Origin of the sequence: Salinispora pacifica CNR114, from assembly GCF_000514775.1 — a bacterium.
Classification (GTDB): domain Bacteria; phylum Actinomycetota; class Actinomycetes; order Mycobacteriales; family Micromonosporaceae; genus Micromonospora; species Micromonospora pacifica.
The window spans coordinates 39,110-59,676 of the sequence record NZ_AZWO01000008.1 but is presented as its reverse complement, the minus strand read 5'-3'; the positions used below and the strand labels follow the sequence as shown (position 1 = coordinate 59,676).

At 70.5% G+C, this 20,567-nt stretch carries 22 protein-coding genes and 1 tRNA gene; 2 read left to right on the top strand and 21 right to left on the bottom strand.

From position 1 onward, the window contains the following. Window positions 1-20 precede the first annotated feature (20 nt). Window positions 21-1,283: an acetyl-CoA C-acetyltransferase gene (locus B118_RS0106935; RefSeq protein ID WP_018221085.1), complete on the top strand. Its 1,263-nt coding sequence runs from the start codon at window positions 21-23 to the stop codon at window positions 1,281-1,283. A gap of 88 nt (window positions 1,284-1,371) precedes the next feature. Here B118_RS0106935 and B118_RS0106930 read toward each other — a convergent pair whose 3' ends face one another. The 20 genes from B118_RS0106930 to eno form a co-directional block, all read right to left on the bottom strand. Continuing rightward, window positions 1,372-1,695, bottom strand: coding sequence for a hypothetical protein (locus B118_RS0106930; RefSeq protein WP_018221086.1), 324 nt, complete (start codon window positions 1,693-1,695; stop codon window positions 1,372-1,374). 166 nt (window positions 1,696-1,861) lie between these two features. Further along, a complete protein-coding gene (locus B118_RS0106925; RefSeq protein WP_018221087.1) occupies window positions 1,862-2,677 on the bottom strand; it encodes a Bax inhibitor-1/YccA family protein in 816 nt (271 codons plus the stop codon). A 128-nt stretch (window positions 2,678-2,805) separates the two neighbouring features. Further along, window positions 2,806-2,886, bottom strand: a tRNA-Leu gene (locus B118_RS0106920). 137 nt (window positions 2,887-3,023) lie between these two features. Further along, complete coding sequence (locus B118_RS0106915; RefSeq protein ID WP_018221088.1) at window positions 3,024-4,349, bottom strand: NAD(P)/FAD-dependent oxidoreductase; 1,326 nt, start codon at window positions 4,347-4,349, stop codon at window positions 3,024-3,026. Window positions 4,350-4,447: 98 nt separating this feature from the next. Further along, window positions 4,448-5,008 carry a hypothetical protein gene (locus tag B118_RS0106910; protein ID WP_018221089.1) on the bottom strand — a complete coding sequence of 187 codons (561 nt, stop codon included), beginning with the start codon at window positions 5,006-5,008 and terminating at the stop codon, window positions 4,448-4,450. A 31-nt stretch (window positions 5,009-5,039) separates the two neighbouring features. Continuing rightward, window positions 5,040-6,428: a DUF58 domain-containing protein gene (locus tag B118_RS0106905; protein WP_028192550.1), complete on the bottom strand. Its 1,389-nt coding sequence runs from the start codon at window positions 6,426-6,428 to the stop codon at window positions 5,040-5,042. After that, window positions 6,428-7,435 (bottom strand): AAA family ATPase, encoded by a 1,008-nt coding sequence (locus B118_RS0106900; RefSeq protein WP_018221091.1) that lies wholly within the window; start codon window positions 7,433-7,435, stop codon window positions 6,428-6,430. The genes B118_RS0106905 and B118_RS0106900 overlap by 1 nt, the downstream gene beginning before the upstream one ends. Then, window positions 7,435-8,034 (bottom strand): hypothetical protein, encoded by a 600-nt coding sequence (locus B118_RS0106895; protein ID WP_018810754.1) that lies wholly within the window; start codon window positions 8,032-8,034, stop codon window positions 7,435-7,437. The genes B118_RS0106900 and B118_RS0106895 overlap by 1 nt, the downstream gene beginning before the upstream one ends. 40 nt (window positions 8,035-8,074) lie before the next feature. Continuing rightward, a complete protein-coding gene (locus B118_RS0106890) occupies window positions 8,075-8,857 on the bottom strand; it encodes a DUF4129 domain-containing protein (protein WP_018810753.1) in 783 nt (260 codons plus the stop codon). A gap of 18 nt (window positions 8,858-8,875) precedes the next feature. Beyond that, entirely contained in the window at window positions 8,876-9,637 is a 762-nt protein-coding gene (locus B118_RS0106885) for a uracil-DNA glycosylase (protein ID WP_018221094.1), read from the bottom strand. 46 nt (window positions 9,638-9,683) lie between these two features. After that, window positions 9,684-10,370, bottom strand: a complete 687-nt coding sequence (locus B118_RS0106880) for a dienelactone hydrolase family protein (protein WP_018810752.1) — start codon at window positions 10,368-10,370, stop codon at window positions 9,684-9,686. 198 nt (window positions 10,371-10,568) lie between these two features. Then, window positions 10,569-11,069, bottom strand: coding sequence for an LppU/SCO3897 family protein (locus B118_RS0106875; protein ID WP_027645510.1), 501 nt, complete (start codon window positions 11,067-11,069; stop codon window positions 10,569-10,571). A 142-nt stretch (window positions 11,070-11,211) separates the two neighbouring features. Beyond that, window positions 11,212-12,306, bottom strand: coding sequence for an HAAS signaling domain-containing protein (locus B118_RS0106870; RefSeq protein ID WP_028192549.1), 1,095 nt, complete (start codon window positions 12,304-12,306; stop codon window positions 11,212-11,214). Continuing rightward, window positions 12,303-12,635: a PadR family transcriptional regulator gene (locus B118_RS0106865; RefSeq protein WP_018221098.1), complete on the bottom strand. Its 333-nt coding sequence runs from the start codon at window positions 12,633-12,635 to the stop codon at window positions 12,303-12,305. Before B118_RS0106865 ends, B118_RS0106870 begins: the two co-directional genes overlap by 4 nt. Before the next feature lie 142 nt (window positions 12,636-12,777). Next, window positions 12,778-14,514 (bottom strand): alpha-keto acid decarboxylase family protein, encoded by a 1,737-nt coding sequence (locus B118_RS0106860; protein WP_043541070.1) that lies wholly within the window; start codon window positions 14,512-14,514, stop codon window positions 12,778-12,780. Between the two features lie 109 nt (window positions 14,515-14,623). Next, window positions 14,624-15,553, bottom strand: coding sequence for a Ppx/GppA phosphatase family protein (locus tag B118_RS0106855; RefSeq protein ID WP_043541068.1), 930 nt, complete (start codon window positions 15,551-15,553; stop codon window positions 14,624-14,626). Between the two features lie 45 nt (window positions 15,554-15,598). Next, on the bottom strand, window positions 15,599-16,111 hold the full coding sequence (locus B118_RS0106850) for an amino-acid N-acetyltransferase (protein WP_018221101.1): 513 nt from the start codon (window positions 16,109-16,111) through the stop codon (window positions 15,599-15,601). A gap of 1 nt (window position 16,112) precedes the next feature. After that, a complete protein-coding gene (locus B118_RS0106845) occupies window positions 16,113-16,670 on the bottom strand; it encodes a DUF501 domain-containing protein (protein ID WP_018221102.1) in 558 nt (185 codons plus the stop codon). A gap of 28 nt (window positions 16,671-16,698) precedes the next feature. After that, a complete protein-coding gene (locus tag B118_RS0106840; RefSeq protein WP_018221103.1) occupies window positions 16,699-17,322 on the bottom strand; it encodes an FtsB family cell division protein in 624 nt (207 codons plus the stop codon). A gap of 32 nt (window positions 17,323-17,354) precedes the next feature. Beyond that, window positions 17,355-18,638, bottom strand: a complete 1,284-nt coding sequence (gene eno / locus B118_RS0106835) for a phosphopyruvate hydratase (protein WP_018221104.1) — start codon at window positions 18,636-18,638, stop codon at window positions 17,355-17,357. A gap of 243 nt (window positions 18,639-18,881) precedes the next feature. On the opposite strand from eno, the gene B118_RS0106830 reads away from it, so the two are divergent. After that, entirely contained in the window at window positions 18,882-19,577 is a 696-nt protein-coding gene (locus B118_RS0106830) for a hypothetical protein (protein ID WP_018810745.1), read from the top strand. Window positions 19,578-19,589: 12 nt separating this feature from the next. Here the strand turns inward: B118_RS0106830 and B118_RS0106825 are convergent, their stop codons facing one another. Further along, window positions 19,590-20,567: a nucleoside triphosphate pyrophosphohydrolase gene (locus B118_RS0106825; protein ID WP_018221106.1), complete on the bottom strand. Its 978-nt coding sequence runs from the start codon at window positions 20,565-20,567 to the stop codon at window positions 19,590-19,592.

The window sequence follows — 20,567 nt, the reverse complement described above, 5'->3', positions numbered from 1 at the left end:
TGACCGGTTAGGTTTGGTCCATGCCGATTGAGTCGTCCCGCGACGCTGTCATCGTCGCCACCGCCCGCTCCCCCATCGGCCGGGCCCGCAAGGGGTCCCTGCGCGAGTTCCGCCCGGATGACCTCACCGCCACCATCGTGCAGGCCGCCCTCGACAAGATCCCCCAGCTCGACCGGAGCGAGATCGACGATCTGTACCTGGGCTGTGGTCTGCCCGGCGGTGAACAGGGCTTCAACCTGGCCCGCGTGGTCGCCACCCTGATGGGGCACGACGACCTACCCGGAGCCACCCTGACCCGCTACTGCGCCTCGTCCCTGCAGACCACTCGGATGGCGATGCATGCGATCCGGGCAGGCGAGGGTGACATCTTCGTCTCCGCCGGCGTCGAGACCGTCTCCCGGTACGCCCGGGGCACCTCAGACAGTCTGCCGCCGGAGGCGCAGGCGTTGGTCGGTGGAGGCTGGGAGAACCCCCGCTTCAACGCCGCGCGGGAGCGTTCGACGGCACGCGCCAAGGGCGGGGCCGAGGTGTGGACGGATCCGCGGGACACCGGCGACCTACCCGACATCTACCTGTCCATGGGGCAGACCGCGGAGAACCTGGCCCAGGTCCATGGCGTCACCCGGGCCGAGATGGACGAGTTCGGTGTGCGCAGCCAGAACCGCGCCGAGCAGGCGATCGCCGCTGGGTTCTGGGCTCGGGAGATCACCCCGGTGACCGCCCCGGACGGCACCGTGGTCAGCGCCGACGACGGTCCCCGACCCGGTGTCACGCTCTCCGCCGTCGCCCAACTGGATCCGGTCTTCCGGCCCGACGGCCGGATCACCGCCGGCAACTGCTGCCCCCTCAACGACGGCGCCGCCGCCGTAGTGATCATGAGCGCACAGCGGGCGAGTGAACTCGGAGTCACCCCGCTGGCACGGATCGTCTCGACCGGCGTAACCGCGCTCTCGCCGGAGATCATGGGGCTCGGCCCGGTCGAGGCGTCGAAGCAGGCCCTGAAGCGGGCGGGGATGACCATTGACGACGTGGACCTGGTAGAGATCAACGAGGCCTTCGCCGCACAGGTGATCCCCTCCTACCGGCAGTTGGGCATAGCGGAGGAGAAGCTGAACGTGATGGGCGGCGCCATCGCCGTCGGCCACCCGTTCGGTATGACCGGCGCGCGGATCACCGGCACCCTGCTCAACGCCCTGCAGTGGCACGACGCGACGATCGGCCTGGAGACGATGTGCGTCGGCGGCGGCCAGGGCATGGCCATGGTGATCGAACGTCTGACCTGAGGGTTTCGGGAGCCGGCCCGGCGCGGGCCGGCTCCGCGGGTAGCCCGCAGCGGGCCGCGCGGGTCGCCGTGGGCCGCGCGGATGGTCCTCAGAGGGCCGCGCGGGTCGCCGTGGCCACGCTGGCAGCCCGCGCCAGCGTGGCGTCCGATGCCCCCGCGGCAAGCAGATCTGCCGCCACCACCCGCAGCTGGTCCGGCAGGGCAACATCGTGGTCAAGTCGGGGCACGAGCCGGCGCGGCCGCGCCTCGGCGTCCGCCACCAGATTCGCGAGTTCCTGCACGAGCCGGTGCACGAGATCGGCCCGGGAGACATTTCCGCCGGCAGCGCTGGCGGCCCACCGTGGCTGTTGCCAGTGCCCCACCTGCCGCACGATCAGCTCCACCGTCCGCCTGAAGTCCCCGGCCTGTTCCACCTCGCCGAGTCTACGCCGGACGTCTCCGCAGCCTGCTCGTCAATCTCGCTGACCAGCTTCGTCGCCGAGGGGCTGCGAACCGCCGCGGAGCAACCAACCGCATGTGAAGACGGCGATGCCCGGCCCCCGTGAGGCGGGCCGGGCATCGCCGGTTGCACGGAGACGATCAGTCGTCGCCCTGGAAGTAGCTCAACAGTCGGAGAATCTCGATGTAGAGCCAGATAAGGCTTACCAGGATGCCGAAGGCGGCGACCCAGGAGTAACGCTGCGGCAGCCCCATCCGGACGCCGTCCTCGACCTCCTTGAAGCTCAGCACGAAGCTGAGCGCCGCCACGACGATGACGACGAGGCTGAACCCGATCGCCAGCGGGCTGCCGTCGCGCAGCCCGGTGTTGATGCCGAAGAGCGACAACACCAGGTTGATCATGATGACCGCGAAGAGGCCGGCCATCACCGCGACCATGCCCTTGACGAACTTCGGGGTGGCCCGGATGGCCTTGGCCCGGTAGAGCATCGCCATCAGGAAAAAGACGCCGAAGGTGGCCACGACCGCTTGGAGCACGATGCCGTCGTAGAGCGTCTCGAAATACTTGCTGACGGCACCAACAAGCACGCCTTCGACGACGGCGTACGCGACAACCAGCGCCGGGTTCGCCATCCGCGAGAACGAAATGATCAGGCCGAGCACCAGGCCGACCATCGCAGCGCCAATCCACGCGGCGCCGAGCAGCGCCTCCGGGATCATGATCCACGAGGCAGCGGCGACCACGCCGAGGATGCCGAGTAGGCTGACCGTCTTCACCACCACGTCGTCAACCGTCATGGTGTTGACGGTCGGCGGCGCAGCCGGGTAGCCGGCCTGCGTCGGGTACTGCTGGGGGTAGCCGGGCTGTCCATACGGCCCGGTCGGGGCGTACCCGGTGGCCCGCTCACGCTCGGCCGCCTGGCCGAGCCGGGCGAGCACCGGGTTCGAGGTCTTCACTGTCAGGCCTCCCTCAGGGGGTTGGTGCACGTCAACGTGCAGCATCAAGGATAAACGGCCAACATGATTCGTGGAGATCGCACAGTGGGGCGGTGTTGAACGACGCTCCGACGACGGCTGACCGCAGGTGCCCGGGGCGGGGATCGAACCCGCACGCCTTGCGGCAGCCGCTTTTAAGGCGGCCGTGTCTGCCATTCCACCACCCGGGCGGGTGGCACCGGCACGCCGACACGCGACGGTGCAGTGCCACCGTAGCCGGTCATTGGCCAGCAGGCGTACTCGCAGTCCCAGGTGCCCGGGCACGGCCGGTGCCGCGCCGCGCCCGGGGGCAAACCCCGCGCCCCGGCTATCGGGGGTTGACCGGCTGGGACGCCTCGGCGAACTCCTCACGCGGATCATGCAGCTGACCGAGGGCGACAACCTCACGCCGGAGAAAGAACGCCAATGTCCAGTCGGCGACCACCCGGACCTTTCGGTTCAACGAGGGAATCCGGCTCATGTGATACGTCCGATGCATGAACCAGGCGGGCAGGCCCTTCATTTTGATGCCGTACACCTGCGCGACCCCCCGGTAGAGGCCGAGGCTGGCGACGCTGCCGGCATGCCGGTGTTGGTAGGGCACCGGCTCCCGGCCCCGGATGACGTTGACGATGTTGTCGGCCATCCGGTTCGCCTGACGGACCGCGTGTTGGGCGCTCGGCGAGCAGTAGCTGCCGGGCTCCTTCGTCAGATCCGGCACCGCGGCGCAGTCCCCGGCGCTCCAGGCATCCGCCACCACCTGATCACCATCGACGACCTGCAGCGTGGGCTGACAGGTGATCCGCCCCCGATCGTCACGGGGGAAGTCCGTCGAGTCCAGCATCGGCGAGGGCTTCACCCCGGCCGTCCAGACGATCGTGTCCGCCGGAAAGCTGTCGCCGTCGGAGAGGCTCACCAGCCCGTCAACGCAGGACTCCAGCCGGGTACCCAGCCGAATGTCCATCCGGCGCCGGAGGAGCTGCTGCACCGTGTAGGCACCCATGTCCGGGTCGACCTCGGGCAGCACCCGCTGCGTCGCCTCGACGAGCACCCACCGCATGTCGTCCGGGTTCAGCTCCGGGTAGTACCGCAGCGCGCTCCGGGTCATATCCTCCATCTCGGCGAGCGCCTCAATGCCGGCGTAGCCCCCGCCGACGAAGACGAAGGTCAGCGCCCGCTGGCGCAGCGCCGGATCCGGCGTGGCCGCGGCGACATCGAGCCGATCCAGCACATGGTTGCGCAGGTAGATCGCCTCGCCAATGGTCTTGAACCCGATGCCGTGCTCGTGCAACCCGGGAATCGGCAGGGTCCGGGAGACCGAGCCGGGGGCGATGACCACCTGGTCGTACCGGATCTCGCGGGTCGGACCGGCGATCGGCTGGACCAAGGCGGTCTTGGTGGCGTGGTCGATCCGGGTGACCGCGCCCACGACGACGGTGCAGCGGCGCAGCTCCCGCCGCAGCGGCACCACGGAGTGCCGGGGCGAGATGCTGCCCGCCGCCGCCTCCGGGAGGAATGGCTGATAGGTCATGTGGGGCTGCGGGTCGACCACGACGACCTCGGCCTCCCGCGGGCCGAGCTTCTTCGACAGCCGCAGCGCCGCGTAGAGCCCGACGTGTCCGGCACCCACCACAAGGATCCGCTTCGGATTCACGCCTCTATCTTTCCTCGGTGACCCGGCAAATCCCCGGCTACGGACCCGGTTGTGACCCAACACAACCGGTGACCCCACCTAACCCGGACATACCGCCGTCAGCGCCGACGGAGTAGCCACCCCAGCAGCGCAGTCACCAGCACCGCTACCACCAGCCCGGCCACCGTCACCGCCTGCAGCCCCTGCGCTCCGCCGACACCGGCCAGCTCAACCAGGAGCACGCCCAGCACCGCCGTACCGAGCAACACGGCGACCGCCCGCAGCAGCCAGCGCAGCACCAGGGCCGGATCCACCACCGCGTCGTACGGCAACACGGCCACCAGCGCGCACAGGGTATGGCTGAGATAGAGCGCCGCCGCCACGGCAAACAACCGCCAGAGCGCGACCGGCCGATCGTAGCCATCGATCGCCAGCACCCACCCGCCCACGGTCAGCAGGGCGACGACGGTCGGCCAGATCCGCCGCGGCCCCACCGCCGGCAGCAGCGCCACCACCGGCGCCACCACCAGCAGCTGCCCCCGCAGGAGCTCCACCGGATACGCGAGCACCAACCCGACCAACGCAGTGAGGAAGACGCCCGACCGGAGCAGCAACGGCGCCAGCGTGATCCGGGTCACCGCGCGCCGGGCCGCGCGAGCCCGGGTCACCGCGGCGCTCATCGCCGCCCGCTCTCGGCCCGGGCCAGCCGGCTCACCGGGCCCCCGCCCTCGGCGCAACCGCCAGCCGAGCCACGTCCCGCAGCACCTCGTCCAGGCTGCCCGCGCCGGCCCACCGCACCACCGGCACACCGTGCTCCCGCAGCTGGCGCTGCATCGTGTCCCGATCCAGCCGCCACAGCCGGTGCGCCGCCTCCGACCACCGCCGCTCCCCCGACGGGGTCAGCTCAACAGGAAGGGTATCCACCGCCACGACGAAGCGACCCGACCAGGCCAGGCGAGCCAGCATCTGCGCGGATCGTTCATCCAGCAACGGCGTAAGCACCACCACCAACGCATCCGAGGAGAGCAGCTGCGGTCCGAAGCCCGAGTCGTGCAGCTCCTCTGGGGAGGACTGGGGATGCACGTCGAGCAACCACTCCAGCACTGTCAGATAGTGGCGGCGGCCAGTGGCGGGACGTAACCGACGGCCGGCCGGACCGTACTCCAGCAACGACACCCGGTCGCCCCGGTGCAGGTAGTGTTCCGCGATCGCCGCAGCGGCCCGAACCGTCGTGTCCAGCACCGAGGCGGTGCCCCCGACTCCACCGGAGCGGCCCGCCTCGGCGAACACGTCGAGCAGCAGCACCACCTCAGCGTCCCGGTCGGAGAGGGTGGCCGCGACGTGCAGCTGTCGGGCCCGCAGCGAGACTCGCCAGTCCACCCGACGTAGCCGGTCACCGGGGCCGAAGACCCGTACGCCGGCCAGCTCCCCGCCTTCGCCGGAGCGACGCGAGTGGTGTGCACCAACCAGGCCCGCCGCGCGGGGCATCGCCTCCACCGCATCGAAGGGATCAGTCACCGGGTAGGTACTGACCGAGACCGCCTCGGCCACCACCGCGCGGGAGACCAGTAAGCCGAACGCGGCGCTGGCCTGGACCCCGACGGGCCCCAGCGGGTGCCGTCCCCAGCGGCGCACGGTACCGGCGAGCTCCACCTCGACCAGGGCACCAGCCGGTACGGCGGTCGCCAGGGGACGGTCGACGACCGACTGCCCGCCGCGCGACGCGGCGTGGGTCGCCGCCATCCCGGCGACGGACACCCGATCGACCCGCAACCAACGCGACGCTCGGCTCTGCAGCAACGCGAGGTCATAGTCGACCGGGTCCAGATTACCAACGGTGAGCTGCGCGGCGAGCGCGCCCCCCTCCACCTGGCTTCCCTCGGCGGCGACCTGGACCAGCGGCAACGCGGCGGGCCGGCGACGCAGGGCGTACGCGGTGCCGATCGCGAACGGAGCGGCCAGCACCACCAGGTCCACCCGCCCGAGCAGCACGCCGGCAATCAGGAGCAGACCGGTCAGGAGCACCGCCCGGCCGAACGCCCAGGTCGGCGTCCAGCCGCCGGCCTGCTCCGGTGGTGACGGCACGGTGGACGAGGTCATCAGCGGACGGGCAGGCCGGTGGCGTAGCTGGGCAGCGCGCCGCTGGCCGGAGCCGGGGTGGCCGCCAGCACCTCGTCGACGACGATGGCCGGAGCGACCCGACGCAGCCACAGCTCCGGACGAAGCGTGATCCGGTGCGCCAGCGCCGGTACCGCCACCTCCTTGACGTCCTCTGGCACCACGTAGTCCCGGCCGGCCATCACGGCCCGGACCCGGGACAGCAGCAGCAGCGCCAGCGAGCCACGCGGGGAGGCACCGACCAGTACGGAGGGGTGTTCCCGGGTGGCCGCGGCAAGCGCGACCAGGTACCGGCCGATCGAGTCCTCCACCACCACGTCCTCCAGCGCGGCCTGCATCGCGCGCAGGGTCGCGGCGTTTACCACCGGCTTGATCTCCGCCTCCTCACGACGGCGGGAAATCCGGCGACGCAGCACCTCCCACTCCTCGCCGGGCTCGGGATATCCGAAGGAGACCCGGAGCAGGAAGCGGTCCAGCTGGGCCTCGGGCAACGGGTACGTGCCCTCGTACTCGACCGGGTTGGCGGTCGCGAGCACATGGAAGGGCTCATCCAGCCGGTAGGTGACGCCCTCCACCGAGACCTGCTTCTCCTGCATCGCCTCCAGCAGCGCGGACTGGGTCTTCGGCGGAGTGCGGTTGATCTCGTCGGCGAGGAGCAGGTTGGTGAAGACCGGCCCGGCGCGGAACGCGAAGTCCCCGCTACGTTGGTTGTAGAGGAAGGAGCCGGTGACATCGGCGGGCAGCAGGTCCGGAGTGAACTGGAGCCGCCGGAAATCGAGCCCGAGGGCCTGGGCGAAGGACCGGGCGGTCAGCGTCTTACCGAGCCCGGGCAGGTCTTCGAGCAACACGTGCCCGCCGGCCAGAATCCCGGCGAGGACCAGCTCCAGCGCCTCCCGTTTTCCGACCACGACCTCGCCCACCGCGTCCAGGACCGCGTGGGCAAGGTGGCCGACCTCCGTGGCGGGTAACTTCCGGTCCACGTCGTTCATCACAGTTTCTCCAGTTCGGCGACGATCGCCGCGAGCTCGCGCGGCGACGGCGGGCGGCGAGGCGGGTGCTCCAGGAAGGTCGACAGCCGATCACCGAGCAGTACGCGGGCGCGGGCGGGATCCGACCCGCGGGTCACCCCGTGCCGCAGCCGGATCCGTTCGTCGGCCAGCTCGCCGAGTCGGGGCAGGATGGTCCCGTTGAACCGCTTGGCCCGGGTGGCCGCCCAGTCCAGCGGACCCTCCCAACTGTTGATCGCCGCACCCAACGCGTCGTGCTGGTCGCCGCGCTGCCCGCGGAGCTCGGCCGGGTCGAACAGCGCCAGGTGAACGGCCGGCGCCGCAGGTGGTGGGCGGAGCGCCCGAACAACCTGGCGGACCAGGAAGAGCGCGAGTACGCCAGCGACCAGAACCGGCAACGACACCTGGAGCCCAACCGCACGTAGGCCGGCGACCACAACGACCACCACGGCCCCGACGCCGGCCAGGTTACGCAGCAACAGCCGCAACGGCCGGTCGCGAGCCGATTCCTGGTGTGGGCGCCGCTGCGGGCCCCGCTCCTCCGCGCCACTGAACAGGTCGTCGATGCTGGTGCCGCTCACCGCGACACCTCCTCGTACCCGGTCCGGAGCCCTCGGTTGGTCACGCCGGCCCCTCCCCGCTCGCACCGGCCAGCTCGGTCAGCTCCCCGCGAAGCCGACGCAACGCGGCCCGGGCCTGGTCCCGGGTACGCTCGTCCACTGGCCGGGTAGCGTAGCGCGCCTCCCGGTAGACATGTGCGAAATCGGCCAGCACGTCGGCGCTGGCGATCGCGGGCACCCCGGTGGCCGGGTCACCCCGCAGGAGGCGAACCACCAGTTCGGTGGGGGTGTCGCCGGCCAGTTGACGTACCCCGGCGCTGGCGGCGGCTTCCTCCAGGCGAACCCAGCAGGCGATGACCACCGTACGCGGATCGGTGCCGGTGTCGTCGAGGTCAACCAGGCCGGCATCGAGTGCGGCGACCACCTCACGGGCCGTGCCTTCGGCCGTGCGCGGGACCCGGCGCTCGGAGCGGCGCCGAGTGCTTCGGCGCAGCACACTGCGCAGGAGCGCCCCGGCGAGGACGCCGGCAACGGCCAGCCCGGCCAGCCCGAGCAGCGCAAGGAGTGCGGTTCGCAGCCAGTCGGGCCGCTGCTGGCTGTTCAGCTCGCCCGCGTCGCGCGGTTCTACCGGTATCGATACGGCCGGCTCGGCCGTCGGGTAGTCCGGGACGAGCGGCAGCTGTTCGGCCGCGGGTGGGATGCGGCTGGCCCCGAGCGACGAGTGCGCGGCTGCGGCGGTGGCGGCGGCCAACAGGAGCAACACCGCTGCGAGGGGCCACCACCGGCGCAGCACACCGCTGTCGGCGGGAGCCGAGGATGCGGATCGGCGCTTCCGGTCCGTCATCCCAATGCCCCGCAGCCCTTACTCCACCCCGGCCAGTCGCTTCGCCCGGGCGAACACGTCGTCCAGCATCTCTGGTGTCAGCCGCCCGGTAAAGGTGTTCTGCTGGCTGACGTGGTAGCAGCCGAGCAGATCCGGGGCGCCGTTCCCGGACCAGTGTGCCCCATGCGTGAAAGCGGGTCGCGGGCTGGGCGGGGACATCGCGTACACCCGGGGCAGAGTCGGCCACCACGCGGCCCAGGCGAAGGCACCCAGCGCGACCACAACCCGCAGGTTCGGCCGGAGCAACGCGACCTCGCGGTGCAGCCAGGGCTGGCAGGTATCGCGCTCGCCCGGGGTGGGCTTGTTGGCTGGCGGCGCGCAGCGCACCGCCGCGAAGACTCGGGTGTGGCGCAGGGTCAACCCGTCGTCGGCGGCGACGCTGGTCGCCTGATTGGCCAGCCCGGCCCGGTGCAGGGCGGCGAAGAGGACATCGCCGGAGCGGTCGCCGGTGAAGACCCGGCCGGTCCGGTTACCACCGTGCGCCGCCGGCGCGAGGCCAAGAAGCCCGATGCGGGCCCTCGGGTCGCCGAAACCGGGCACCGGGCGTCCCCAGTACTCCTGTTCCCGGAAGGCCGCGCGTCGAGTGCGGGCCACCTCTTCCCGCCAATCGACCAGGCGGGGGCAGGCGAAGCAGTCGCTGATCGCCGCTCCGAGTGCGGCGAGGCTGGGCGCCCCGGCCGCGGCCCCGGTCACCTGCTCGGCGGTGCGTGGCCGGGCTGTGACCGCGGGTACCCGCGGCACGCGCCGACTCCCGGCGGGCGTTCCGCCGGGAGGCGCCGATCCGTGGTCAGCCAAGCTTCGCCCGGAAGAGTTCCAGGGTGCGGGCCCACGCCGTGGCGGCAGCCCGTTGGTCAAAGTTCTCCGGCCGGTCCTCGTTGAAGAAGGCGTGCGCGGTGCTCGGGTAGTCGTAGGTCTGACAGGTGCCGCCACCCGCCTCGATGGCCCGACGAACGAGCTGCACTCCCGGTTCGGCCGAGGTGCCGTCGGCCTCGCAGCAGTGGATGGCGGCGGCCTTGCCCGCGTACTCCGACCACTTCGGGCGCATCCCCTCCCCGGGCAGCCGAGGGTAGAAGGCCGAGGTCGCCACGATCCGCTCGGTGCGGGCAACGGACCAGAGCGCCAGGCTGGCCCCGGCGCAGAAGCCGACGCAACCGATCTTGCCGGCAACCTCCGGCCGACCCGCGAGGTAGTCGGCCGCGGCGGCGATGTCCGCCGCGGCGGCGTCCAACTGCCCGCTGTTGAGCAGTTGCCGGGGTTCATCCGGCTTGTTGGCCGGCCCGCCGCGCCGCAGGTCCGGGGCGAGGGCGACGAAGCCGGCCTCAGCGAAGCGGTCAACGACCGCTCGGACGTGCGACGCCAGACCCCACCAGTCCTGGATCACAATGACCGCCGGGCTGGCCGTACCGCCAGGCGGTACCACGAGATACCCCTCGCCCGTACCACCGTCGCACCGGTACGTCACCATGTCGCCCATCGGCCGTCCTCCTAGCGGTCAGTCATCGTTGGCTGGTCGCCCAGTGGTCCTACGTGCCGGTAGCCTGCCACGGCCACGCGGGCCCCGGGAAGACGCCGGAGAAGTGGCGTTCACCTCCCGGACACCAATCGATGGCCCAGGTACGGCGACGGCGGCGCCGGAAAGCCGCGCCGCCGTCGCCGTACTTCCGTAAGCCGCTCAGGAGTTGTCGGTCAGGCAGAGCAGATAGCCCGTCTTGCCCGGAATGATGTTACTGAAGATGTAGTACTCCTCGTTCTCCTGGAAGAACTCGGCACACGCTTCGCCGGACTCGGCCTGCTCCTCGGTCTGGTCCTCTGCTCGACCGACCACCTTGTACGTCGCCTCGGCGGAGGCACAGTCAACGACCTTGCCACCGTCAACCGCCTCCATCTCGTCGCCGATGGTCGTGGGTAGCTCGGCGATGCAGTCACCAGCCTTGGCTTCCGCGGTCTCGTCGGTCCCGAGCACCGCGCCCAGGCCGAACTTGAGGCCGGCGACCACCAGGAACGCGACGATCGCGCCAACGATGCCCAAGACCTTCTTGCGACCGGACTTCCGAGCTGGCTCTGGGGCTGGGGCTGGGGCTGGGGCACCATCCTGGGGTACGTCGGTTGACGGCTGAGTGCCAGCCGGCTGCGGGACGTCGGGTTGGGCGGGGGGTACGACCTGCTCCGGCACGAATTTTCCTTCCCAGGGGTTGATAGTGCGGAGAAAACCGTAGACGATCAACAACGGCCCTATTACCCCGCAGCCTCATCCCTTCGGCCACTTTCATCGCTACGGGGATATGAGGAACACCTTGGAACCCGGGGGCCAGCGCTCACCCGGTGGGCGCGACACCCGGCGCGGGCGCGGATGTCGGCGGGGTATCCGGCACCGTCGTTGCGGTCTCCGATGTGGCCGGCGGGGTCTCCGGAACCACCGGTGGGGTCGCTGGATCCGGCGTGCTCGGTGCGGTCTCCGGCACGGCTGGCGAGGCAGTGGAGTCCGGTTGGACCGTGCCCGGTGGAGCGGGGAGGGCCGGTGGGGACGCCTCAGCCGTGGGCCGCGGCCCGAACGGCGCCGCCTCCGGGCAGTACGGGTAGCCCCGCAGCAGCGGGCTGGCGCCGTTGATCTCATCCCGGCGGATCACGTCCCGCGCGTCCGCGCAGTCCGGGTAGCCGAGCCGGATCGGATCGCCGTTCTGGTCGAACAGCCGCGCGTAGTCCACCAACTGACCCTCGGTGTCATAGACGAAGACGTCGCGGATGTGGTCGTACCGGCTGTCGACCGAGATCGGAGCGTAGTAGTCACCCGCACCGCGCCGATCCTCCTGGTGAACCAGCGCCGCCAGCGCGAAACCGACGAGCACCAGGTTGCCGAGGACCAGCAGCCGTCCCGGCCAGGGTCGCGACCGGGCATCCCGGCGACCGAGCATGACCGAGGCGACGACCAGGGCCGCCAGGATCATCAGGCCAAGCGACAGGTGGCCCCCGATCCTGGGCAGTAGCCCGATCTCGCCATTGAGGCCGGTACTGAGCACGGCCAGCAGCATCGCCGCGAGGTAGCCGCGCAGAATCCACCAGCCCGGGGCGAGGAGGTGCAGAAAGGCGCGCACCGTCGGATACCCGAGGGGTGGGCCCAGTTGCCGGTCGAGCGTGTTCAGCCGGCCGCGGACCCGGTCAACAAGGGCGGTCAGCTCTCCGGTCGCCGACCGGCGACCGGCTCCGACCCCGGCGGCGATCCGCAGCTCACCGGCGTACGCCTCCGGCTCACCGAGCCGTTCCACCAGCGTTCCGTCGGACTCGGCGGCCACCACGGCGAGGTGCTCCGGCAGGTCTTCGGTCAGCTCGTCGCGGACCGCCGGCGACAGGTCGGTCAGGGCGCCGCGAACCCGGGCGACGTAGTCGGCTATCTCCTGCTCAGTGACGGTCATACCGCCCTCCCCCGATCGTCGAGCAGCGTGTCCATGGTGCTGGCGAATGAGCGCCAGAGCTTGCCGGAGCGCGCGACCTGGTCTCGGCCGGCGGCGTTCAGCGAGTAGTACTTGCGGTGTGGCCCGGATTCGCTGGGCACCACGTACGTGGTGAGCAGCCCCGCCGCGAAGAGACGCCGCAACGTGCCGTAGACGGAGGCGTCGCCCACCTCGGTCAGGCCGGCGTCGCGCAGTCGACGCAGGATGTCGTAGCCGTAGCCGTCCTCTTCCCGAAGCACCGCGAGGACAGCCAGGTCCAGCACGCCCTTCAAGAGCTGTGTGGTGTCCATACAAAGGACAGTACTATTCAATGCACAGTAGCGTCAACGGCCGGGTCACCTGATCCGCGGCGGACACCCGGAGCCAGGCGCACCACCCCTGACTCGACACCCCGGAACCTCCCGCGGAGCAGTGCCGACAAGGCCCGCCCGACTAGGTGAGCCCGCTCCAGGGCAGGCGAGCCGGAGCAGGAAACTTCGCGTGATAGATGGCGGCGGAAGCCTCCCGACTCCACTCCGGCATGCCCTCAGGCACATCCGCCGGATCGACGACCACCTCGACGAAGGTCAGCCGCTCCGCGCGCTCATCGATATCGGCCAGGATCTCGGCCAGCTCGGCCTCGGTGCGGGCCGTGCGCGCGACGAAGTCTCCCTCCGCCGCGAACACCGCCAACAGCTTGCTGTACCGCCAGTTGAGTATCTCGGCGTAGCCCTGAGACTCTTCCCCCACCGCTTTCTCGAGCGCCCGCTCGGTAGCGTAGCCACCATTGTTGATCATGACAATTATCGACGATTGACCAAAGTTGAACATCTGGCCAATCTCCTGCGGGGACATTTGCATTCCACCGTCACCGGTAATCGACACCACCCGCCGACCCGATCCAGCGACTCCGGCGCCAAAAGCCGCCGGAATCACGTAGCCGGCCGAACTCCAGATTGGCGCCGACAGAGCGGATGCCCCAGTCGGCAGACGCATCATTTCCAGGCCAAAGAAGGAGGTCCCGACCTCCGCGACCACAATGTCCCCCGGACGCAGCAGAGCCTCGATCGCCGGCCAGAGTCGCTCGTGAGTGATCGGCCCACTGCTCGCCCTGTCCAGTTCGGGCGATGTCTTTGACTGGACCACCCCGCTCGGCCAGTCGCGCGTACGACGGACAGCCAGCTGGTGCAACCGACCCAACGCCGCAGCCATGGGGATCGGGCCGAAACGGGTACCGGCGACCGATGCGGCATCAGGCCCCAAGTTAATGATCCGATCCGGATCCAGTTCCGCGGTGAACAGGCCATTCCAGTCAATGAACGTGGTTCCCAGACAGACCACGACGTCGGCGCCTTCGACCACCTCCCGGACCGCGTCCCGACTCTCCAGGCCAGAATAGACCCCGACGTATCGGGGGTCAGCCTCGTCAAACAGACCCCGGCCGAGCGCCTGCGCGGCAACAGGCCAGTTGCGCTCGCTCGCGAACGCGGCGACAGCCGGCCCCAGACCCAGCCGGATCGGCACGTTTCCCACCAGCAGTACCGGCCGCTGGGCGCCGGCGAGCCGGCGCTGCGCAGCGGCCGCGAACGCGTCCAGTTGCGCCGCGTTCGTGACCGGCTCCGGGCGCCGGAAGGGTCGCGCCGGTCGCGGGACCGAAGCCACCGCCACGTCCCCCGGAATTCGGATGTACACCGGACGCTGCTGCGACCAACACTCGCCCAGCACCCGATCGACTTCCCGCAGCGCATCCTCCGCGGTCAACGACGTCTGGGCAACCGTAACCTCGCCCGCCATCCGGGCCCAATGGTCAAAGTCGCCATCCACGAAAGAGTGATGGACCGAGGTGCGCCGCCGCATGATCTCGGTCGAGGGGCCACCGACGATCGAAACGACGGGGACAGACTCAGCCATCGCGCCGGCCAGGGCGTTGAGCGCCGACAGCTCACCCGGGCCGTACTGGGTAGCAATTGCCCCGATGCCAGCAATCCGCGCATAGCCGTCCGCCGTGTAGCCGGCGTTGAGCTCGTTGGAGCTGCCGATCCATTCGATACCGCCAAAAGCCATGACCTGATCGGTGAATTCCATTGCATAGTCGCCCGGCACACCGAATATGTGCCGCACACCGAGGTCGTGCAGGCGACCAAGTAGTAGTTCGGCTACTGTGACCGTCTCCCCCCGCCCGACCACCACGCCTCCCCTCACCACGATCGGCCGATCATGAAACAGTCTCAGCCTATCCAAACCACCCGAAAATTGAGCTGGTTCGGTCATATTGCGACGGGAAGGGTCGGTGCCGCTCCTACCGGAGGCTGTAGGCGATGCCGTCCAGAATGTCGTGCTCGGAGGCGACCACGAAGTCCTTGCCCGAACGCTCCATAATCACGCGAAGCACCAGGGCACCCGCCGCGATCACGTCAGCCCGACCCGGATGCATCACCGGAATCGCCAGCCGCTGCGCCCGGGTCGCCACCAGCAGATCAGCCGTCACCGCCGCCACCGCCCGATCCGACACCCGGGCGTGGTGGATACGCTGCGGGTCGTACCCGGTCAGCCCCTCGGCGATCGCGACCACCGTGGTGACGGAGCCAGCGAGCCCGATCAGCGTGGCGGCCTCCCGACCGGGCACCGCATCGAGCGCCTGGTCCACGGCAGCCACGATGTCCGCCTCGGCCGCCCTGATCTCGGCCGGATCCGGTGGGTCACCCTGCAGATGCCGCTCGGTCATCCGGACACAACCAATGTCCACCGAGATCGCTGCCGTCACACCACCGCTGCTGGTGCCCACGACGAACTCCGTCGAACCGCCGCCGATGTCGACCACCAGGTACGGCTCCCGGGTCGAGTCGGGCAGGCCACGAACTGCCCCGGTGAACGAAAGCCGCGCCTCCTCCTGACCAGTCACCACCTCCGGGGCAACCCCCAGCGTCCGCTCCACCATGTCGCGGAAGTCGGCGGCGTTCTCCGCATCCCGGGAGGCCGACGTGGCACACATCCGCACCCGGTCGACGCCCAACTTCTCGATCTCGGCGGCGTACTCCGCCAGCGCCACCCGGGTCCGCTCGATCGCCTCCGGGGCCAGCCGACCGGTGCGGTCAACGCCCTGGCCCAGTCGAACGGTCTCCAGTCGACGGCTCAGCTCAACCAACGGTGCGCTCGCTCCGGCGCCCGGATCCGGCAGCTCGGCGACCAGCAGGCGAATCGAGTTGGTCCCGCAGTCGATGGCGGCCACACGCGTCGTCACGCCCGCAACCCTACGGCAGGCCGGACGGCCCGCTCAGAGCCGCAGCAGCATTCGCGTGTTGCCGAGCGTGTTTGGCTTGACCCGCTCCAGGTCGAGAAACTCCGCGACCCCCTCGTCGTACGAGCGCAGCAGCTGTTCGTAGACCGGGTGGGGCACCGGCGCCCCGTCGATCTCGGTAAACCCGAACTGACCGAAGAAGCGAGTCTCAAAGGTGAGCACGAAGATCCGAGCCACGCCCAACTCCCGGGCATCGTCGATCAGGCCGCCCACGATCCGGTGCCCGATCCCGCCACCCCGACAGCTCGGGTGGACCGCCACCGTCCGAATCTCCGCCAGGTCCTCCCACATGACGTGCAGGGCACCACAGCCGACCACGTCCCCGGTGGGTGTCACCGCGACCCGGAACTCCTGCACGTGCTCGTACAGGGTCACGGTCGCCTTGCTGAGTAACCGCCGGCCGTCGGTGTACGTGTCGATCAGCCGCCGGATCCCCCGAATGTCCGCCGTCCGGGCTCGACGGACCACGGGTCCGCCGGCAGCGGTCATCTCACTCGTCCGCTGGCGTGGCCACGCATGGTCCCCCCGCCCACCACGGCTCGATCAGCCGCAACACCTCGTCCCCGAAAGGGTTGACACCGGGACCGGCGGCGAGCGCATGCCCGAGGTGCACGTGCAGGCACTTGACCCGATCCGGCATCCCACCGGCGGAGATTCCGGCGATCTCCGGCACGTGACCGATCGCCTCCCGACGCTGGAGGTAGTCCTCGTGCGCGGCACGATAGCGCGCTGCCAACTCCGGATCCGCCGCGAGCCGGTCGGCCATCTCCTTCATCAGCCCGGCGGACTCCAGCCGGCTACAGGCCGCCGTCGCCCGGGGACAGGTCAGGTAGAAGAGCGTCGGGAAGGGCGTGCCGTCGGCGAGCCGCGGTGTCGTCTCCACCACATCGGGCATGCCGCACGGACAGCGGTGGGCCACCGCCCGGGTGTCCCGGGGCGGACGGCCGAGCTGTCCCGCCACCGCGGCCAGGTCGGCGGGGGTGGCTGGCTCGCGTCGCGGCAGCGGCACGGAGGATGCCGCCGGCTCCTGCGGTGGTACGACTGTCACGGTGTCCTTCCTGGTTCGGTGCCGGCACTCACTCGCCGGACCGTTCCTGATCCGCGGCCGTCACGCTCGACCACAGTGTGTCGTACCACCGATCGGCCCCGGCCAGACCGTCCGGACCAGCGGGCTGATCCGCCGACTCGGCCACTCCCGGTTTGGGGAGCACGATCAACAGTTGCTCGCCTTCACGGCCCATGAAGAAGCGTTCCCGGGCCTTGGCCGCGATGTACTTCGGGTCCTGCCACTTCGCAGCCTCGGCGGCAAGCCTCTCGATCTCCGCCCGCTGCGCTGTCTGGGCGGCCTCCATCCGGGCGATGTCCGTCTGCTGGTCGAGGTAGACCCGCACCGGATAGGTGTAGCCGAGCGCAAGGGCGATCAGCACCGCGACCAGCACGGTCGCCCGCCCGGTGCCCCGTCGGGGGCGGGGGGCGGAGAGCCGCTTCACCGCACTGCCGGAGGCCGACCGCCGCGCGGCGGGCCGGTTCGCCGAACGGGCTCCGTCGGCGCCCCGGACCACGCCCGGGGCGCGGCCGGCGGTCGCCCGCGACTCGGCGCGGACGCCGCCGGTACGAACCGGCCGGGCACCGCCCGACCGGCCGGCCTGACCGGGCCGGCGGGCCGGACGCTGTCCGCCCGGCATGCGGCGCTGCTGCATCCCCTGCCCCTCCCCCGAAGGTTGCGCGTCTGTCAGGCAGAACGGTAACGCGGGAACGCGCCCGATCCGGCGTACCGCGCGGCGTCAGCCAGCTCCTCCTCGATCCGCAGCAGCTGGTTGTACTTCGCGACCCGGTCCGAGCGGGCCGGGGCGCCGGTCTTGATCTGGCCGCAGCCGGTGGCGACCGCCAGGTCGGCGATGGTGGTGTCCTCGGTCTCGCCGGAGCGGTGGCTCATCATGCACCGGAAGCCGGCCCGGTGGGCAAGGTCCACCGCGTCCAGGGTCTCGGTGAGCGAACCGATCTGGTTAACCTTCACCAGGACCGAATTGGCGGCGTTCTCGGCGATACCGCGGGCGATCCGCTGCGGGTTCGTGACGAACAGATCGTCGCCGACGATCTGGATCCGGTCGCCGACGGCAGCGGTCAGCGTCCGCCACCCGGACCAGTCATCCTCGGCCAGCGGGTCCTCGATCGACACGATCGGGTACGCGTCGGCAAGCTGGGTGTAGTAGCTGCTCATCTCCTCCGCGGTCTTCGCGGCACCCTCGAAGGTGTAGGTGCCGTTCTCGAAGAACTCGGTCGCGGCCACGTCGAGCGCGAAGACGATGTCGGTGCCGAGCCGGTAGCCCGCCTTCTCGACCGCCTCCGAAATCAGGTCCAGCGCGGCGGCGTTGGTCGGTAGGTTGGGCGCAAAGCCACCCTCGTCGCCGAGGCCGGTGGCGAGATCCTTCTTCTTCAGCACCGACTTCAGCGCGTGGTAGACCTCGGTGCCGGAACGCAGGGCCTCCCGGAAGGTCGGCGCACCGATCGGCGCGATCATGAATTCCTGGATGTCGACGTTGGAGTCCGCGTGCGCCCCGCCGTTGAGGATGTTCATCATCGGAACCGGCAACAGGTGCGCGTTCGGCCCGCCGAGGTAGCGGAAGAGGCTCAGCTCGGCGGCGCCGGCGGCAGCCTTCGCCACCGCCAGGGAAACGCCCAGGATCGCGTTGGCGCCGAGCTGGCTCTTGTTGTCCGTACCGTCGATGTCGAGCATCTTCTGGTCGATCAACCGCTGCTCGCTGGCCTCGTACCCGATCAACTCGTCGACGATCTTGTCTTCGATGTTCGAGACGGCCTTGGCAACGCCCTTGCCGAGGTAGCGGTCCTTCTCACCGTCGCGCAGCTCGATCGCCTCGAAGGCGCCGGTGGAGGCGCCCGAGGGCACCGCAGCGCGGGCGATCGTACCGTCGTCGAGCCCAACCTCGACCTCGACGGTCGGGTTGCCCCGTGAGTCGAGAATTTCCCGGGCGACGATTCCCTCGATGGTTGCCACTGAGTCGCTCCTCGCGTGTGTTGCCGATCGGTCATGGCCGCGACGGTGCGGCTGGGAAGGTGTTGCACGCAGCGTATCGGGCGGCGGTGGAGCGCGACGCGGCACCCGGCGGTTGATTCTCCGGCCGCGCAGTCGAGCGCCGACCGCTTCCTCCGAGCGGCCCGCCCGACATTCCCGTATTCTCCGATGTCAACCGACGTCGGAGTTTGCGCACACTCGATCCGATCGGCGAGGCTGGTCATCATGTCCGCCATCTCGACCCCGCTCCGGCTGCTCGCCGCTGCCGCCATCGCGTCGCTCACCGTCACCGGTTGTCAAAGCCTCGGAGAGGCCGGCCAGACCATCAGCCACGCCGATCTGGTCAACGACCTCGCCAACCGGCTGGACGGGTCGCTGATCCGGACCTACACGGCCGACTACCGGCTCGCGTCCGGGCAGACCGCGACCATCGCGCAGGACCAGGAGCCGGCCCGCGCCACCTACCACTGGACGGCCGGCCAACTGACCGCCACCGAGGAGGCGACCACCCGGTGCGAGACCGCCGACGGGCGGACGGCCTGCACGATCACACCGCCGCCGGACAAGCCGGACAAGCCGGCAGTGGCCGTCTTCGCCGCCGCCGAGAGGCAGGGGCTGATCACCCCGCCAGCGGTGCTGGAGCTACTGACCGCTGCCGCCCTGGATCCGGAGTCCAGCATCACCCGCAGCGACACCACGCTGGCCGGGCGGCCGGCGACCTGCGTCGAAGTAGGCCGGTCGGACGGCGACCTCACCGGCTGCTTCACCGCCGAGGGGGCGCTGGGCAGCTTCGTCGGTCACCTGGACGGCGAACCGGTCAGTGTGACGCTGACCAGCTACCGGGAGACCGCGGACGGCCCGATGTTCGAATTGCCGACGGAGGCCGACGTGGTCGACCGTTCGACGAGCCCGGGAACCTGACCCCGACCAACCTCAACTGCCAGCGCGTTCGGCCCGGCGGACGGCCTCGGCGTGGGCGAGGGCGGCGCGGCGCAGGGCCGCCTCCGGATCCAGCCCGGAGGCGCGGGCGGCGGCCACCGCGGCCAGCAGGTCGGCGCCGAGCCGGGCCTCCGGGTCGACCTGCGACTGCGGCGGCGGGGGCGCGACGGCGAGCCGCACCCGGGCGACCCGATCAATGATCTTGGCGGCCAGGGCGAGGGCGGGCTGGCTCAGGGCGATGCCGTCCAGCACCGAGTCACGCGCCTTCTCCGCCCGCTTGATCCGCTCCCAGTTCTCCTCGATCTCGGCGAGGGTGCCGGCCTGCTCCTCGGCGAAGACGTGCGGATTGCGCCGCACCATCTTGTCGACCAGGCCGCCGGCCACGTCGTCCACGCTCCACCGCTCGCCCTCGGGTAACTCCTCGGCGAGCCGGGCATGCAGCACCACCTGGAGCAGCACGTCCCCGAGCTCCTCGCGGAGCGCGTCGGTGTCACCGGCGCTGATCGCGTCGTACGCCTCGTAGCACTCTTCCAACAGGAAGCCGGCCAGGCTGCGGTGGGTCTGCGCCCGCTTCCACGGGTCACCCCCGGGCGAGGCGAGCCGGTCCAGCACCGCCACCGCGTCGAGCAGCCGCGCTCCGGGCGGGTCCCATGATCCGTACAGCAGCTCCAACTCGGCGAGTCCCGGCTCCCGGGCCAGTCGCAGGCCCAGCTCCCGAGCGAGTGACTCGTCACCCGCCGGGCCGGCGAGCCAGACCGCACCGCCGCGGGTGGTGGCGGCGTCGAGCAACGCCGGGGTGGCCGGGCCGGCCACGACAGTGACCTCGGCGCCCGCGACCCGGAGCGCCGCCGTCAACTCGCTCTCCGCCCCCGCCAGCACGGGATGCTGGCGTACGACGTCCCACGCGGCTGCGGTGAGCAGCCCGGCCGGCAGCCGCGGCGAGGTGACGAGCAGAATGATCCGCGTCGTCAT

Excerpts from the sequence above, each read along its gene's own strand:
- B118_RS0106830 (WP_018810745.1), top strand. The coding sequence starts at position 18,882 with ATGTCCGCCATCTCGACCCCGCTCCGGCTGCTCGCCGCTGCCGCCATC.
- B118_RS0106910 (WP_018221089.1), bottom strand. The coding sequence starts at position 5,008 with ATGAGCGCCGCGGTGACCCGGGCTCGCGCGGCCCGGCGCGCGGTGACC.
- B118_RS0106905 (WP_028192550.1), bottom strand. The coding sequence starts at position 6,428 with ATGACCTCGTCCACCGTGCCGTCACCACCGGAGCAGGCCGGCGGCTGG.
- B118_RS0106850 (WP_018221101.1), bottom strand. The coding sequence starts at position 16,111 with ATGACCGCTGCCGGCGGACCCGTGGTCCGTCGAGCCCGGACGGCGGAC.
- B118_RS0106890 (WP_018810753.1), bottom strand. The coding sequence starts at position 8,857 with ATGACGGACCGGAAGCGCCGATCCGCATCCTCGGCTCCCGCCGACAGC.
- B118_RS0106840 (WP_018221103.1), bottom strand. The coding sequence starts at position 17,322 with ATGCAGCAGCGCCGCATGCCGGGCGGACAGCGTCCGGCCCGCCGGCCC.
- B118_RS0106900 (WP_018221091.1), bottom strand. The coding sequence starts at position 7,435 with ATGAACGACGTGGACCGGAAGTTACCCGCCACGGAGGTCGGCCACCTT.
- B118_RS0106880 (WP_018810752.1), bottom strand. The coding sequence starts at position 10,370 with ATGGGCGACATGGTGACGTACCGGTGCGACGGTGGTACGGGCGAGGGG.
- B118_RS0106935 (WP_018221085.1), top strand. The coding sequence starts at position 21 with ATGCCGATTGAGTCGTCCCGCGACGCTGTCATCGTCGCCACCGCCCGC.
- B118_RS0106865 (WP_018221098.1), bottom strand. The coding sequence starts at position 12,635 with ATGGACACCACACAGCTCTTGAAGGGCGTGCTGGACCTGGCTGTCCTC.
- B118_RS0106870 (WP_028192549.1), bottom strand. The coding sequence starts at position 12,306 with ATGACCGTCACTGAGCAGGAGATAGCCGACTACGTCGCCCGGGTTCGC.
- B118_RS0106825 (WP_018221106.1), bottom strand. The coding sequence starts at position 20,567 with ATGACGACGCGGATCATTCTGCTCGTCACCTCGCCGCGGCTGCCGGCC.